The sequence below is a fragment of the Acidovorax sp. GW823-FHT02H02 genome, from assembly GCF_058797075.1.
Genome location: NZ_JBXAJH010000004.1, coordinates 97,581 through 111,116, shown reverse-complemented (window position 1 = coordinate 111,116; position 13,536 = coordinate 97,581). Strand labels below are relative to the sequence as shown.

The following is a 13,536-nucleotide window of genomic DNA, read 5'->3' as shown; positions in this document are numbered from 1 at the left end:
GAAGGCAAAGCGCCCCGACCATGGCCGGGGCGCTTTGCCGCAGGGAGCCGAACCATGCCCACCATCAACACCACCAGCCGCCCGCGCATGACGGCCATCTACGCCCCCGGCACTGTGCGCGCCCGCCGCTGGTACGGCGAGGGCGACGTGCGCGGCTAGCGACCGCCCTCGGGCTGGACGGCCCGCACCGACCTCGCGGATATTCACCCCATCACGGACCGCGCCTTGCCGCGCGCCGTGTGGTGGATCATCGAGACGAAGGAATATCCATCGTCAGCACCGCGCCCAGGCCGTTCCACCCTGGGCGCGGTGAACTTCAAAAATCCGGGCGCGGCGGTGGCCGCGCCCGGTGTTGAAGGCCCAACAGCCCAATCAGAACGCCACCGCCCTCGCTAGCGCTCAGGCGGCGGCGTTGAAGGCATCGCTGTACCGCGCGATGCCTTCTTCCGTTGCGCCCATACACGACGAGTGCCATTAAAGTGAAGTGATATGGGGCAATATCTGATGAGCAAAGAACATCGTCCGCATGGCAGGGCTCCTGCTGCCTGGGAAGCCGAGATTCTCAAAATCCGAGCCTTTGAGATGGTGCTGGTCCTTTTTTACATGGAGGACTTGCGGCGCTTCATCATGGGCTCCATCGAGGCCACCGACCAACTGCACGGGGTGAATCGCCTCAGTGATGGCAAACCCAAGACCAAGGAGGGCAAGAAGCTGGAGTTGGCCCGCGCGGTGCTGGTCTCCGATGGCGTCATTGACCAGGCCGAGAGCGATGAACTCAAGGAGCTGGTGGACTATCGCAACATCATTGGACACACGATCCACGATCTGACCGTGGATGTGGGTGCCTATTCCGATCTGACACGGCGTCACCCCGAAACCTTCAAGCCGATGCCTTTGTATGACTACACGGCCGCCAAGCGGGCCAAGGTTCTAAGCGAGAAGGTGAGCAAGGGCATGATGAAGAAGTTCATCATGATGGCGTCGCTCGACTTCCTCGCCTTTGAAGCGGCGGAGAAGACCTACATTGCGGAGATTGAGCGGCTGAAGAAGCGGGTCAACCAGGGCATCGTGAAGGCCAACAAGGTGATTGCGGAAACGAACCGCATCATGAAAGCCATTCCGGAGTCGGTCATGGAATCGGCCCAGCCCGGCCACCCGAGGAACATCAAGGAAAACGGTGCCTTGAGCAAGCGTGGAGCGGATTGCGTTTTCCAGCTCTTTGAAGCCCAGGCAAGCCCGTTGGCTGTGGCATACCTGATGAGGATTTCGCATCGCTCGGCCACGCATTGGTTTGCCAAGTGGAAGGCCAGCAAGGCATAGCGCTTTCCGTCTGTGCTGTTCGGTTGAAACCTTGGACGTGTCGGCGCAATGCGCCGCCGGGCTTTCGGGCTGCGCCCCGTGCCGACTTCGCCGTCACGGCCATCTGGCTTCGAACCCTCACGCCTTCGCGCCTGCAGCGCTGCGCGCTTCGCTTGCCTCCAGGGGAAAGCCCACCGGGCTATCCCCGCCGCGCAATGCTTGGCGCCCCTCGATTCCGCCGAACCGGCTACGCCGGATCGGCCCGGCCAGCGCCCCGCCGCGATGGACAGGATCTGGTGAACACGCTGAAGCTTGCTGCGGCAGGTTGTGCGAATGCGTGCCGTCCCCAACGCTGACGGTTCTCGCCCATCACGTCACGAAGGACGGTTCACGGACATCCCGCCCGGCATCGCCATGGAGCTTCCACGCCACGCCTCAAAACCGGCGCCGCAAGGTGCGGCGGGGACGTTCTCGCTTGTCGTCGGGTGGTTGACCTGGCCCGCGTCAGTGGGCGAGCCGGTGCAGCCTTCGTGCGGGGATGCCGAGCCGGCCCTGTCTTCTTTCGGTGCGGTTCGGCCCAAGGCGTCCTTGTGTTGTTGTGAATCCTGGCGGTGGCGCGGCTGCGCCTCGGGCTTCATGGCTGCAACCGTCCAGCGAAAACAATTTCCCCTGCGCTACGCGCATTCCTCGCGGGACAAATTCTTTTCGCCTCCCGGCTCTCCACTGCGTTTCGACCGCAAGCGGTGCAGCCCGCCCGTCCCCCGCCGGCCGGATCACAACAAGGACGCAATGGGCGCGAACCTTGTTCCACCAAAAGGAGTTTCATCATGGCCAACATCGGCAGCTTCACCGCAGACAAAGACGGCTACACCGGCACGCTTCGCACCCTGACGCTCAACGTCAAGGTCAAGCTGGTGCCCAACGACAAGGGAGACAACGAGAAGGCCCCGGACTTTCGCCTGCAGGCCGCCAGCCACGATATCGGCGCGGCGTGGAAGAAGACCAGCGAGGCCGGGCGGGAGTACATCTCCGTAACCCTCGACGATCCTTCGTTCCCGGCCACGGTCTACGCCCGCCTGATCGAAGGCGAGGACGGCACGCACGACCTGATCTGGTCGCGCAGCAAGCCCCAGGCGGCCTGACGGCCGCAGCGCCCCGCCCACGCGGCAGGGCGCAGTGCTGCCTTCGCGGCACTCAAGGAGGCAACATCAGCAACACCATCGCCAAGGCTGCGCCGTGTCGAGCCGCTTTCGCATGTGTTGAGTTGCCCGCTGCAAGCGGTGGCCGGGCGTGTCGGTGCGTTGCACCGCCGGGCTTTACGGGCTGCGCCCCGTGCCGACTTCGCCGTCACGGCCATCCGGCTGCAATCCCTCACGCCTTCGCGCCTGCGGCGCTGCGCGCTTCGCTTGCCTCCAGGGGAAAGCCCTGCGGGCTATCCCCGCCGCACAGGGCTTGGCGCCCCTGCAGTCCCCCGAACCGGCGGCGCCGGATCGGCCACGCCAGCGACGTCGCACGCTATGGCGTGTCACTCTTCTTCGCCACAGTCTCCAACTCCTGGCGCACCTGCACCAGAAGCTGATCGACCTGCTGCAGCTCGTCGCCGGCATAGGCCAGCGTCAGCAGCGTGAGCGGGTGCACCTCCATGACCTCGCACAGCTCGGCCAGCTTGTTCAAGGTGGGGCTTTTGAGGTCGCGCTCCAGCGTGCTCATGTAGGTGCGGCTGGACACGTCGGAGAACGCCTCCTGGCTCAATCCACGCGCTTTCCTGATGGTCTTTAGTGCCTCCGACAATGTATGTTTCGCTGCCAACCCTGGATCTCCCCAAAATCCAAGATGACAGCCGATTGCACCCTATAGGACTACAATCTATAGTGTTCAATTATGCCCGCCTGCCGCTTTCGTGCTTTTACGGAAATCCGTATCTGCGGCTTCTCACAGAAGCGCAAAGCCGCATCCGTGCCTTTCCACAAACCTGCCAATGCGGTTTTGCGCCTTCACGCTTCGGCGGTTTTGTGCGAATGAGGGGACGCCCATGAACCAGCTCATCACCGAGGACGAGCGCAGGCTGTTGCTGGAACACGGCCAGGCCCGCGCCGCTGGCCGGGTCATCGACCCGCTGCCCGTGGTGCGGCTGTTCACGCCGGACGCACACGCCACCTGGCTGCTGGTATCGCTCGACCCCGCCGACGGCGATACGGCCCATAGCCTGATCGACTTGGGGATCGGCATGCCCGAGCTGGGCAACATCAAGCTGTCCGATCTCGCATCCATCGTCGGGCCGAGCAAACAGCCCGTGATGCGAGATCGGTATTTCCGGGCGGTGCGCCCATTGTCGGAGTACCTGCGGCTGGCCCAGGAGAACGGTTCCGTCCTCGATTGAGCCATTCGTGCTCTGGCTAAACCGGGCGCATTGAGACTATTTCGGTCTTGCTCCCGACCCATCAGGTCTTAGTCCGCACTGTTGCACCAAACCGGTGCCATCGTGACGCAAACGGTCATGATGTCGGCCGTGCTTCGGGCACGGTGGATATCGCAGGAGGCGCGTATGTCCTCGCGCGCCACCGTCGCATTCAGACGATCCATGCAACCCATCCGATGCATTTCGTCTTGACACGCAAGTTACTAATCTACCAGCTTATTCACGATTGGATGCTAGTTTGATGCGGTGACGTTTGCGTGTGAAACCGGTGACGGCCGTCCTGCTCTACGGGAGCTTGCGTCATGGCCGAGCCGCACCACTTCGCGCCCTGGTATCCGACCGCCGCCTACCTCTACGTCCTGTGCCTGGACACGCTCGCACTGGCCTGGGAGTACCTGCGCCGCCATCCCGACTACCGGCTCGACTGGCTGCGCCGTCATCGCGGGGTGCAAGCAACGCATGAGGCTGCCCACCGCTGGGGCCTGCGTCTGCTGGAAGACCCGGCCCTGGATGCGCGTGACGCGCATCCGGCCTGGCTCCCCGGCCATGAGGCCGTGGTGCAGCTTCACCCGGATGCCGACCCGCCGCCGGATGCCACCGCCTTCGCGTTCTGGCGCATCCCTGGCCACAAGCAGCTGCTGCAGGACGGCAAGGGTCTGGCGCTGATCGCGCGCAGCCCCGGCCTTTGCCAGCGCTATGCGCTGGCGCCTGGCCTGGAGGACGGCATGGCCGTGGCCTATGCCTATCGTGGCCGTCGGGCCGCCCCTGTAGCCTCTATGCCTGGTACGCCTGCGTCAATGGCTCGGCCCAGGCCGCCCCCTGCGGCGCTGCTGGAGCTGCACACCCTGCAGGCGCTCGACGCCACCCTGGCGGGCGCGTCCTTGCGCGACGTGGCCGAGGGCTTGTACGGCGTGGACGCCGCGGCCGGTTGGTACAGCGACGGCGGCCTGCGCTCCAAGGTGCGCCGCCTGGCGCGGCGCGGCGATGCGCTGATGCGCGGCGGCTATCGCCGCCTAGCACAGCTACCTCCGCTTGAGAAGGGCCGTTTTGAAGAGGACGCAAACCGACCCTGAACAGGAGAGCTTTGTTTTCTGAGACTGCCTCTATCCGGTTGCGCTGTGTGGCCGGAGCCCTGATATCGATGGAGGTTCTCACCATGCGTCCTGCTCCCTTGCGGCTTGCCGCCGCACCCACAGCTACCCTGGCCGCTGCTGCACAGCCGCAGCGTTATCTCACCAACGACGAGGCTGCCGACTACCTGCGGCTGTCGCCGCGCACGCTGGAAAAGCAGCGCGTGCTGGGTGGCGGCCCCAAGTTCCGCAAGTTCGGCCGCCGCGTGATGTACGCCGTGGCCGACCTCGATGCCTGGGCCGCCGAGCGCAGCTTCGAGAGCACGTCCGATCCCGAATACGCCGAGCAGCACTCGGCGGACAGCCGTGCGCGCTGATCGCTTGCGCGCGGGTGGCCTTCGCCATGTCCAGCCCTGCGCTGCCCATGCGGCAGCGACCGATGCAAGAGCGCGAACAGCTCGATCTGTTCCGCGCCTTGCCGGGCGACATGGCGCCGCGCGACAGCCAGGACTTGATGGCCTTTCCGTTCTTCTCGCTGGCGAAGTCGCGGCGCACGGCACCGATCGACTTCCGCGCCAGCGGCATCACGATCCGCGTGGAGGGCACGGCCGAGCACGGCATCGCCACGATCTGGGATGCGGACGTGCTGATCTGGGCCGCCAGCCAGATCGTGGAAGCGCGCGACGCGGGCTTGCGCCCGTCGCGGCTGATGCAGGCCACGCCCTACGAGATCCTGCGCTTCATCGGGCGCGGTACATCGCTGCGCGACTACCAGCGCCTCAAGGCGGCCTTGGATCGCCTTCAATCCACGACCGTGGCCACCTCCATCCGCGAGACCACGGGAAGGCGGCTGCACCGCTTCTCGTGGATCAACGAGTGGAAGGAGCTGGCCGATGCCAAGGGCACGCCGCTGGGGCTCGAATTGATCCTGCCCGATTGGTTCTATGCGGGCGTGCTCGATGCTGCCCTCGTGCTGACCATCGACCCGGCGTATTTCCGGCTCACGGGCGGGATCGAGCGATGGCTGTACCGCCTGGTGCGCAAGCACGGCGGGCGCCAACCGGGCGGCTGGCAGTTCGACTTCCAGCACCTGTACCGCAAATCGGGCAGCGTGGCGCGGTACTACGACTTCGCCGCCGACCTGCGGGCGCTGGTGGCGCGGCAAGCCTTGCCGGGCTACCAGTTGGGCATCGAGTACGTCTCGGGCCTTTCCTCGCCGCTGCTGACGTTTCGGCCCGTGCCGTCCAAGGCACGGGGATAACTGCGGCAAAGCCTGTGGACGGACTCGTGCTATCAGGCAACAGAGGTATCGTGCTATCAGGCAACGAATCCTCGTGCTATCAGGCAACAAAATCGGCCGCAAAGCCAATTCTGGCGCGGGTTTCGGCCTCTTCTAACTTCCCTAACTTAAATTCTCTAACTTTTAGTAGAAGCGTCGCGTCTCGGTGGACAACCACCCAACCGGCGAACGAAAGGCACGAGAACCAGCAGCAACAGCCCAGCTTTCCAACACGGAGGGCCAGGCCATGATCGTCGCGCTGCTCAACCAGAAAGGCGGCGTGGGCAAGACCACGCTCGCCACCCACATCGCCGGCGAGCTGGCGATGCGCGGGCAGCACGTCGTGTTGCTGGACTCTGATCCGCAGGGCTCCGCGCTGGACTGGACGCAGCGCCGCAGCCAGCAAGGTTTGCCAAGGCTGTTCAGCGCTGTGGGTCTCGCACGCGAAACGCTGCATCAGGAAGCACCAGAACTCGCCAGGCGGGCCGATCATGTCGTCATCGACGGCCCGCCGCGCATCGCCGCCTTGGCGCGCTCCGCGCTGCTGGCGGCCGAGCGCGTGCTGATCCCGGTGCAGCCCAGCCCCTACGACCTGTGGGCTTCTGCCGAGATGGTGGCGCTGATCCGCGAGGCGCAGGTGTTCCGGCCAGCGCTGCGCGCGGCCTTCGTCATCAATCGGCGCGTCAGCACCACCGTGATCGGACGCGAGGCACGTGGCGCGCTGGCCGAGCAGCCGCTGCCTGCGCTGCGCGCGGAAGTGCATCAGCGCATCGTGTTCGCCGACAGCGTGGCCGCTGGCCGGCTTGCACGCGAGACGGCGCCGGACAGCGCCGCCGCGCGCGAAATCACCGCATTGGTCGATGAACTGCTGCGGTGGCCGTCATGAGCAGTCCCGCCAGCAAACGCACGGGCAAGCGCATCGGCATCGGCGCGCGTCCGCCCGCGAATCCGCACGCCGAGGCGTGGATTCGCCAGGGCAGCGCCGATGGCCTCCAGAAGGGCGACCTCTACACGGCCCGCCTGACCCTCGACATCACGCCTGCCATGCGGGCGCGCATCAAGGTGTCGGCCTTCACGCAAGGCGTGACGGTGGCTGATCTGTTGCGCGCGCTGCTGGAGCGGGAATTCCCGGAGAAGTCCTCATGAACACACCCGTCTCGACGGCTTCGATTGCATCGACGGTGCCGTCCATCCCGCCTGTCGGCGTGGCCGACGGCGTACCGCTGACGCGCGTTGCGCTCGCGTGCATCGACCAACGCTTCGACCTCTACCTGCGCTTCGGTGATCCTGCGCGCATCATCCGGTTCGACCGCTGGCGCCGCTGCGCCGTGTTCGCGCCGAATGCGGTTCTCTGCCGCATCCGTTGGCAGGCCAACGACTACGGCACGATCCGCTGGCAGCTCATGGTGATGCAAGCGTGCATGCCGATGGATGGCGCACAGCGCATCCCCGGCGTGCAACCAGGCGCACGCCTGTTGCTGCACGCCGAGGGTGAGCAGTCGGTGCGCGCGGTGCTGGAGCGTATCGACGCCATCGAGGCGCTGGGTATCGCGCCCGCTGCCGCTTCGCCCGCGTACTGGCGCACGTTGGGCAACCGGCTCGCGGCGCGCTTGCCGCTGCCCGAGTACAGCGCCGAGCGGCACGCCGCTTGGCTCGCCGGGAGGGCGCTGCCATGACGGCCCATCCTCGCTCCCGCGTGCGCGCTCGCATCGTTCTGGCGGGCTTGTCCGCCTGCAGCCTCGCTGCGCTGGCCTGGGCGTCCTTCGTGCATCCGCTGCCGCGCCTGACCTACAACCCGTCCGACAGCGTGGCGGTCGGCTGGTATCGCGTCGATCCGCTCGACCATCGCACCAGCTCGCCGCCACGTCGGCTGGAAGTGGGCAGCATCGTGCTGGTGCCGCTGCCTGCCGAGGCTGCCGCGCTCGCTGCGCAGCGCGGCTACCTGCCGACGCGCATCCCGCTGCTCAAGCGCGTGGGTGCGGTCGCACCGCAGGAGGTGTGCATCACCGGGGGCCGTGTCCGCATTGACGGCGTGCCTTCGGCCGCCGTGCTGGCTGCTGACCGCTGGGGCCGGCCGCTGCCATCCTGGCAGCAGTGCCGCCGCCTTCGGCCTGGCGAACTGTTTCTGCTCAGTGTCACCAATCCGGCATCGTTCGACAGCCGGTATTTTGGGCCGGTCAGCGCCGCCTCTGTGATCGGCGTTGCGCGCCCGGTCTGGCTGGAGAAACGCCCATGATGGCCGTCGATTCGCTGCACGTCGCCGTGCATCTCATCGCGCCATCGGGCGTGTCTTTCTGCCGTTTGTCGCCGTGTCGTCGCGCGTGCAGCGCAGGTGCCGATCCTGCGTATCCGACACCGCACTTCGCGCTGCTTTCGACGCAGCCGTCCCACGTGCAGGCGTCTTGCCTCGAACACGGCTGGCCTGCGGCCGTCGCCGCGTTCGCCGGTGCGCTGACTGCGGGTGCAGCAGCGCCGCCGGGCCGCAGGTGTCGAGAGCGAGAGCCTGGGGTGCCAGGGGAGGCAAAGGCGGAAGGCAAGACAAAAGGGTGCGGCACCTGTCGGCCCGCAAAGCCAGTCTGCACGTGGGGGTGGCGCGGCACGGCGCGGCTTTGCCGCCGTGCCGCGTGGGGCGCGAGGCTCGCGCCAATGCAGGCGTGTCCGCGTGCTTCGCACGACAGGATACGCCGTAGCTTGCGGGTAGCGCAGCCATGACCGACCGCCGCGACGACGATTTCCGGGTGCGCCCCAGCGCCCCGAAGAACCGGGGCAAAGGCCAGGGCCAGAGCTTCGTTTCCAAGGTGCTCAAGCAGGCTGGCAAGGCCAGCGGCGGCAAGTCCTCGATGCGTCATTCCGCAGCATCCGGCGGCCAGGGCCAGCGCGTCGGACAGCGGCCCGGCTCACGGCTTGGGCGCGGCCACACGGCGGCGCGTTTCGCCGGCGCGAAGCTGACGCCCATGTCGCGGCGCGTGACCATCAAGACCCTGCTGGTCAACCAACGCAACGCCAACCCGCAGTCGCTCGCCAAGCACCTGCGCTACATCGAGCGCGACGGCGCGGGCCGCGATGGCGAACCAGGCCGAGCCTACGGGCCGCGGACTGACGATGCCGACCTCGACGCCTTCAAGGAGCGCAGCGCCGACGACCGGCACCATTTCCGCTTCATCGTCTCGCCTGAAGATGGCGCAGAGTTGGACGACCTGCGCACCTACACCCGGCACTTGATGAACCGCATGGAAGCTGACCTGGGCACGCGGCTGGATTGGGTGGCGGTGGATCACTGGAACACCGACAACCCGCACACCCACCTGATCGTGCGCGGGCGCGACGACACCGGCAAAGACCTCATCATCGCGGGCGACTACATCGCCCACGGCTTCCGCCATCGGGCCGCCGAACTGGCGATGGAATGGCTGGGGCCGCGCACCGAACTGGAGATCCAGCAGACCTTGCAGCGCGAAGTGGAGCAAGAGCGGTGGACGAGCCTCGACCGCACGCTGCAACGCGAGGCCGGCGAGGATGGCCGGGTGCACATCGAACGCTTCAACGAACCCCGGCTGCAACGTCAGCGCCTGCTGCTGATCGGCCGCCTGCAACGCTTGCAGCGCCTGGGCCTGGCCGATGAGGTGCAGCCCGGCACCTGGGCCATTCATGCCGATGCCGAGAAGACCTTGCGCGCCCTGGGCGAGCGCGGCGACATCATCCGCACCATGCAGCGGGCCATGAGCGGCCAGCCGCGCGAGCTGGCGGTTTTCGAGCCAGGCGACAACGGGCGCACCATCGTCGGCCGCGTAGCCGCGAACGGGCTGGCCGACGAGCTGCACGATCGCGGTTATCTGGTCATCGACGGTGTGGACGGCAAGGCCCACTACGTCGCGCTGAACGCCCGCGACGAGCTGGCGAACTATCCCGCCGGTGCGGTGGTGGAGGTACGCGGTTCCGCCGAGGTGCGGGCGGCCGACAAGAACATCGTCGCGCTGGCGAGCGATGGCCTGTATCGCGCCGACCATCACCTGGCGATCGAGCAAGGTCGGGCCAAGGCCGGCCGCGACCCGCAGGAGGTCGTCGCAGCCCATGTTCGCCGGCTGGAAGCCTTGCGCCGGGCCGGCATCGTGGAGCGCGTGGCCGATGGTTTATGGAAGGTGCCGGACGACCTAGCCAAGCGTGGCCACCAGTACGACGCGCAGCGCCTGGACGGTGTCGCCGTGGAGCTGAAATCGCATCTACCCATCGAGCGGCAGGCCCGTGTGATCGGGGCCACCTGGCTCGACCAGCAACTGATCGGCGGCGGCCGTGGGCTGGGCGATCTGGGCTTTGGTGCCGAGGTCAAGGAAGCCTTGCAGCAGCGCGCCGACTTCCTCGAAGAACAAGGGCTGGCCCAGCGGCGCGGGCAGCAGGTGATCCTGGCTCGTAATCTGCTGGGGACGCTGCGCAACCGGGAACTGATGCAGGCTGCCAAGGACATTGCAGCCGAAACCGGCTTGGAGCATCGCCCGACGGCCGACGGGCAGCGCGTGGTCGGCATCTACCGGCGCTCAGTCATGCTTGCGAGCGGGCGCTACGCGATGCTAGACGATGGCAAGGGATTCAGCTTGGTGCCGTGGCGGCCGGTTATAGAGAAAAGCTTGGGACAAGTGATTTCAGCAACAGGACAAGGCCACAGTCCTCAGTGGCATCTAGGCAGAGGTCACAGCCAGTCCATTTGACGCGTGCGCTGAAGAGTGCCCCGCTTCCTCGAACAGCCAACCACAACCACGGAACTCAGCAGGCCGGGGCAGGCTTACGCATTCTGTTTCGGGTTGTGAGATACCTGCCTGGCAAACCGCAGGTCGAGGATGAGCCACGACCTGAGGACAGGTCTTGCACAAGCCTCAAGGGAGGAAACCGCGGATTGCGTCGCTGTGGCAGTTTGCCGCAGCGGGCTATGCGATTTGAGGAATGCGACGCTGGTTCTGATGGTCACCCGACCCTTCGCGCAAGCTGGGCAGAGCTGGCGGAGATCCCCATGCACCGTAACTTGGCGGGCTTCGACTTCGACGCGCACAAGACGCGCATTCATTTGGTGATCAATTCTGGGGCATTAGACCGGTAGGAGAGACCTTCCTCGCCAGCACATTGAATCAGCAACGCGGCCCAATAGTAACTGCTCATCACCGCTGCCGTTCTGGTCGAACCCTTCGGGTGGCTCAACGTTTTTATGTCCGTTTGCTGCCCCGAAGTGATGAAGCCGGTCGCGCCAGGGAAAACCCTGGCGAACCCATGCCCCAAGTTCACCCTCCCGGGTAGGGACTTTGTGACGCGAGACAACTATCTTTGCAGTCAGAAGAAAGTGTCTTGCCTAAGCAAGGTGCACTACCAAGGAGACAGGACAAGTGAAGAATCCAACCGGGCCACCGCGCCCGACTGCCAAGCAGTAACTGCGTTTCCCAACGCAGTGCTGCACCCAAAAATCTGCCGAGACTTTCCTAGTGTGAAGTGAAGGGTTCCACCTTTCGCTCGGGAGCGCTCGACCCTATTTACAACAATTTTCGAGACAAGCCATGGGCATGCTAATAAATATTGACAACGGTGGCACGCTGACCGACATCTGCGTGATAGACGGGGATCGCGTCTACCGAACCAAGACTCTCACCACTCCGTACGATCTCTCCAAATGCTTCTTCGAGGGCATCAAGAAGGTGTCTTCCGCAGTGTATGGGCACGAAGATGTGCAGGCGCTGCTGCTGGCGACCGACCACATACGCTACTCCACCACGCAGGGCACCAATGCATTGGTCGAGCGCAAGGGCCAGCGTCTTGGTCTCGTGCTCAGCGGCACACTGGTCCCCGAGCAGGTGCGCGCCTTTGAGGAGAGTGCCGACCTATTCGATGCTTTGGTGGGGTCCCGAACTGCACGCCTGGATTTGAGTCAGTCGCCGGTCGAGCTGGAGACGGAAGTCGTACGCGCTGTCAGCGGGTTGGCGTCAGCAGGCGCGAACCGTCTCATTGTTGCGCATGGCGGGGCAGGACGGTTCGAGGTGGAGAACCGCGTTAAGGACATTCTGCTGCAGAAGTTTCCGCAGCACCTGCTGGGTTCCATTCCGATCCTGTATTCGCATGAAGTCGTTGAAGACGAGGACGATGTCCGCCGCACTTGGACGGCCGTATTCAATGCCTTTTTGCATCCGGCGATGGAGCGCTTTCTCTACAGCGCGGAGCACAAGTTGCGTGCACACAAGGTAAAGAATCCGCTATTGATCTTCCGCAACGATGGGCACTCGGCGCGCGTGGCCAAGACCATCGCGCTTAAGACCTACAGTTCGGGCCCGCGTGGTGGCATGGAAGGCTCCAAGGCACTCGCAGCGCACCATGGGCTGAAGCACCTGCTGACCATGGACATCGGCGGGACGACCACCGACATTGGTGAAGTTCTTGACGGGGATGTCCGCGTGGATCGCCGCGGCAAGGTGGAGAACGTGTCCACGTCCTTTCCGCTATGCAACGTGGTGAGCGTGGGCGTCGGCGGTAGCTCCATCATCAAGGTAGCCGGCAAGGCCGTTCAGGTTGGTCCAGAAAGCGTGGGTAGCGCGCCAGGTCCTGCGTGCTTCGGTTTGGGTGGCACCAGCGCCACGATCACCGATGCATTTCTGCTGCAGGGGCTGATTGATCCGGCCACCTACTTCGGCGGACAGCTGAAAGTCGATGTGGAGCGCGCACGTGCAGCCGTAGTCACCAACGTTGCCGATCCTCTGGGCATTGGCGTCGAAGAGGCTGTGCAACGCATGGAAGACGCCTGGGTGGCCAAGGTGGCAGACAGTCTCAAGGATTTCACGCGCATCACTCCGGACACTACGCTGGCAGCGTTTGGTGGCGCAGGCCCTTTCGTGACCTGCAAGATCGCCGAGGCAGCAGGCATCTCGAAGGTACTCATTCCGGGCTTGGCCGCTGTTTTCTCCGCCTTCGGCCTGGGCTTTTCCGACATTCAGCATCAGTACGAAGCATCCCTCTCGACGGCTGACGACGCATCGCTCAGGACTTGCCTCGAAGGACTTTTCGAGCAGGCTCAGCGCGGCATGTTCGCCGAGGGGTTCGCCATCGAGGACTGCACGATCACAAAGACCCTGCGCGTCACGAATGCCAAAGGCGAGGAGCGCAACTACGTGCTGACGAGTGACGTTCTCCCCAGTGGAATCACAAAGGGTGCCCGACTCTCCGTCGCCCTGGAGGCGCAGCGAAGCATCGATCGGCCGGAGTTGCACGGTTCGTTCTCGGACAAGAAGGTAGCCCCAAAGGCGGCCGGTGTTCGCTCGGTGATGCTGGGTTCCAAGCGGGCAGAGATCCCGCTCTACAAGATCGAGGAGCAGCCGCAAGGAGCAGCCGCAGTTGGGCCCGCAGTGCTCGAGGAGGCGTTTTTTACCTGCCGTCTGGATGCAGGCTGGCGCTTCAACATCAACGAAAGCGGCGACGTGCTGCTGACCCGGGCTTGACGAGCA

General features: G+C 65.1%; 13 protein-coding genes and 1 pseudogene. 13 read left to right on the top strand and 1 reads right to left on the bottom strand.

Translation table 11 applies throughout. The features are described 5' to 3' along the window. Window positions 1–54: 54 nt before the first annotated feature. The 3 genes and pseudogenes from AC1RDS_RS05795 to AC1RDS_RS05785 form a co-directional block, all read left to right on the top strand. Window positions 55–264 (top strand): annotated as a pseudogene (locus AC1RDS_RS05795) (hypothetical protein); the annotation flags it as partial. 225 nt (window positions 265–489) lie between these two features. Next, complete coding sequence (locus AC1RDS_RS05790) at window positions 490–1,320, top strand: hypothetical protein (protein ID WP_492226735.1); 831 nt, start codon at window positions 490–492, stop codon at window positions 1,318–1,320. A gap of 806 nt (window positions 1,321–2,126) precedes the next feature. Next, window positions 2,127–2,441 carry a DUF736 domain-containing protein gene (locus AC1RDS_RS05785; RefSeq protein WP_016452552.1) on the top strand — a complete coding sequence of 105 codons (315 nt, stop codon included), beginning with the start codon at window positions 2,127–2,129 and terminating at the stop codon, window positions 2,439–2,441. A gap of 373 nt (window positions 2,442–2,814) precedes the next feature. Here the strand turns inward: AC1RDS_RS05785 and AC1RDS_RS05780 are convergent, their stop codons facing one another. Continuing rightward, a complete protein-coding gene (locus AC1RDS_RS05780) occupies window positions 2,815–3,108 on the bottom strand; it encodes a helix-turn-helix domain-containing protein (RefSeq protein WP_395031035.1) in 294 nt (97 codons plus the stop codon). Window positions 3,109–3,331: 223 nt separating this feature from the next. On the opposite strand from AC1RDS_RS05780, the gene AC1RDS_RS05775 reads away from it, so the two are divergent. The 10 genes from AC1RDS_RS05775 (at window position 3,332) to AC1RDS_RS05730 (ending at window position 13,530) form a co-directional block, all read left to right on the top strand. Next, window positions 3,332–3,679 (top strand): DUF2958 domain-containing protein, encoded by a 348-nt coding sequence (locus AC1RDS_RS05775; protein ID WP_060984506.1) that lies wholly within the window; start codon window positions 3,332–3,334, stop codon window positions 3,677–3,679. Between the two features lie 341 nt (window positions 3,680–4,020). Further along, window positions 4,021–4,791: a DUF2285 domain-containing protein gene (locus AC1RDS_RS05770; RefSeq protein WP_060984507.1), complete on the top strand. Its 771-nt coding sequence runs from the start codon at window positions 4,021–4,023 to the stop codon at window positions 4,789–4,791. 83 nt (window positions 4,792–4,874) lie between these two features. Next, on the top strand, window positions 4,875–5,165 hold the full coding sequence (locus tag AC1RDS_RS05765) for a helix-turn-helix transcriptional regulator (protein WP_175202029.1): 291 nt from the start codon (window positions 4,875–4,877) through the stop codon (window positions 5,163–5,165). 26 nt (window positions 5,166–5,191) lie between these two features. Then, window positions 5,192–6,049 carry a replication initiator protein A gene (locus tag AC1RDS_RS05760; protein ID WP_175202030.1) on the top strand — a complete coding sequence of 286 codons (858 nt, stop codon included), beginning with the start codon at window positions 5,192–5,194 and terminating at the stop codon, window positions 6,047–6,049. 265 nt (window positions 6,050–6,314) lie between these two features. Then, the gene (gene parA / locus AC1RDS_RS05755) at window positions 6,315–6,953 is read left to right on the top strand and encodes a ParA family partition ATPase (protein WP_175202031.1); all 639 of its coding nucleotides are present in this window, start codon (window positions 6,315–6,317) and stop codon (window positions 6,951–6,953) included. Further along, a complete protein-coding gene (locus AC1RDS_RS05750; protein ID WP_060986653.1) occupies window positions 6,950–7,213 on the top strand; it encodes a hypothetical protein in 264 nt (87 codons plus the stop codon). Before parA ends, AC1RDS_RS05750 begins: the two co-directional genes overlap by 4 nt. Then, window positions 7,210–7,743 (top strand): DUF2840 domain-containing protein, encoded by a 534-nt coding sequence (locus AC1RDS_RS05745; RefSeq protein ID WP_060986654.1) that lies wholly within the window; start codon window positions 7,210–7,212, stop codon window positions 7,741–7,743. Before AC1RDS_RS05750 ends, AC1RDS_RS05745 begins: the two co-directional genes overlap by 4 nt. After that, window positions 7,740–8,303 (top strand): S26 family signal peptidase, encoded by a 564-nt coding sequence (locus AC1RDS_RS05740; protein WP_175202033.1) that lies wholly within the window; start codon window positions 7,740–7,742, stop codon window positions 8,301–8,303. Before AC1RDS_RS05745 ends, AC1RDS_RS05740 begins: the two co-directional genes overlap by 4 nt. A 472-nt stretch (window positions 8,304–8,775) precedes the next feature. After that, window positions 8,776–10,770, top strand: a complete 1,995-nt coding sequence (locus AC1RDS_RS05735; RefSeq protein WP_060986228.1) for a relaxase/mobilization nuclease domain-containing protein — start codon at window positions 8,776–8,778, stop codon at window positions 10,768–10,770. Window positions 10,771–11,604: 834 nt separating this feature from the next. Then, entirely contained in the window at window positions 11,605–13,530 is a 1,926-nt protein-coding gene (locus tag AC1RDS_RS05730) for a hydantoinase/oxoprolinase family protein (RefSeq protein ID WP_060986226.1), read from the top strand. The last annotated feature ends 6 nt before the right edge of the window (window positions 13,531–13,536 follow it).

Bases quoted from the DNA above. Each gene is read 5' to 3' on its own strand.
- AC1RDS_RS05790 (WP_492226735.1), top strand. From the start codon at position 490: ATGGGGCAATATCTGATGAGCAAAGAACATCGTCCGCATGGCAGGGCT.
- AC1RDS_RS05785 (WP_016452552.1), top strand. From the start codon at position 2,127: ATGGCCAACATCGGCAGCTTCACCGCAGACAAAGACGGCTACACCGGC.
- AC1RDS_RS05775 (WP_060984506.1), top strand. From the start codon at position 3,332: ATGAACCAGCTCATCACCGAGGACGAGCGCAGGCTGTTGCTGGAACAC.
- AC1RDS_RS05770 (WP_060984507.1), top strand. From the start codon at position 4,021: ATGGCCGAGCCGCACCACTTCGCGCCCTGGTATCCGACCGCCGCCTAC.
- AC1RDS_RS05765 (WP_175202029.1), top strand. From the start codon at position 4,875: ATGCGTCCTGCTCCCTTGCGGCTTGCCGCCGCACCCACAGCTACCCTG.
- AC1RDS_RS05760 (WP_175202030.1), top strand. From the start codon at position 5,192: ATGTCCAGCCCTGCGCTGCCCATGCGGCAGCGACCGATGCAAGAGCGC.
- parA (WP_175202031.1), top strand. From the start codon at position 6,315: ATGATCGTCGCGCTGCTCAACCAGAAAGGCGGCGTGGGCAAGACCACG.
- AC1RDS_RS05750 (WP_060986653.1), top strand. From the start codon at position 6,950: ATGAGCAGTCCCGCCAGCAAACGCACGGGCAAGCGCATCGGCATCGGC.
- AC1RDS_RS05745 (WP_060986654.1), top strand. From the start codon at position 7,210: ATGAACACACCCGTCTCGACGGCTTCGATTGCATCGACGGTGCCGTCC.
- AC1RDS_RS05740 (WP_175202033.1), top strand. From the start codon at position 7,740: ATGACGGCCCATCCTCGCTCCCGCGTGCGCGCTCGCATCGTTCTGGCG.
- AC1RDS_RS05735 (WP_060986228.1), top strand. From the start codon at position 8,776: ATGACCGACCGCCGCGACGACGATTTCCGGGTGCGCCCCAGCGCCCCG.
- AC1RDS_RS05730 (WP_060986226.1), top strand. From the start codon at position 11,605: ATGGGCATGCTAATAAATATTGACAACGGTGGCACGCTGACCGACATC.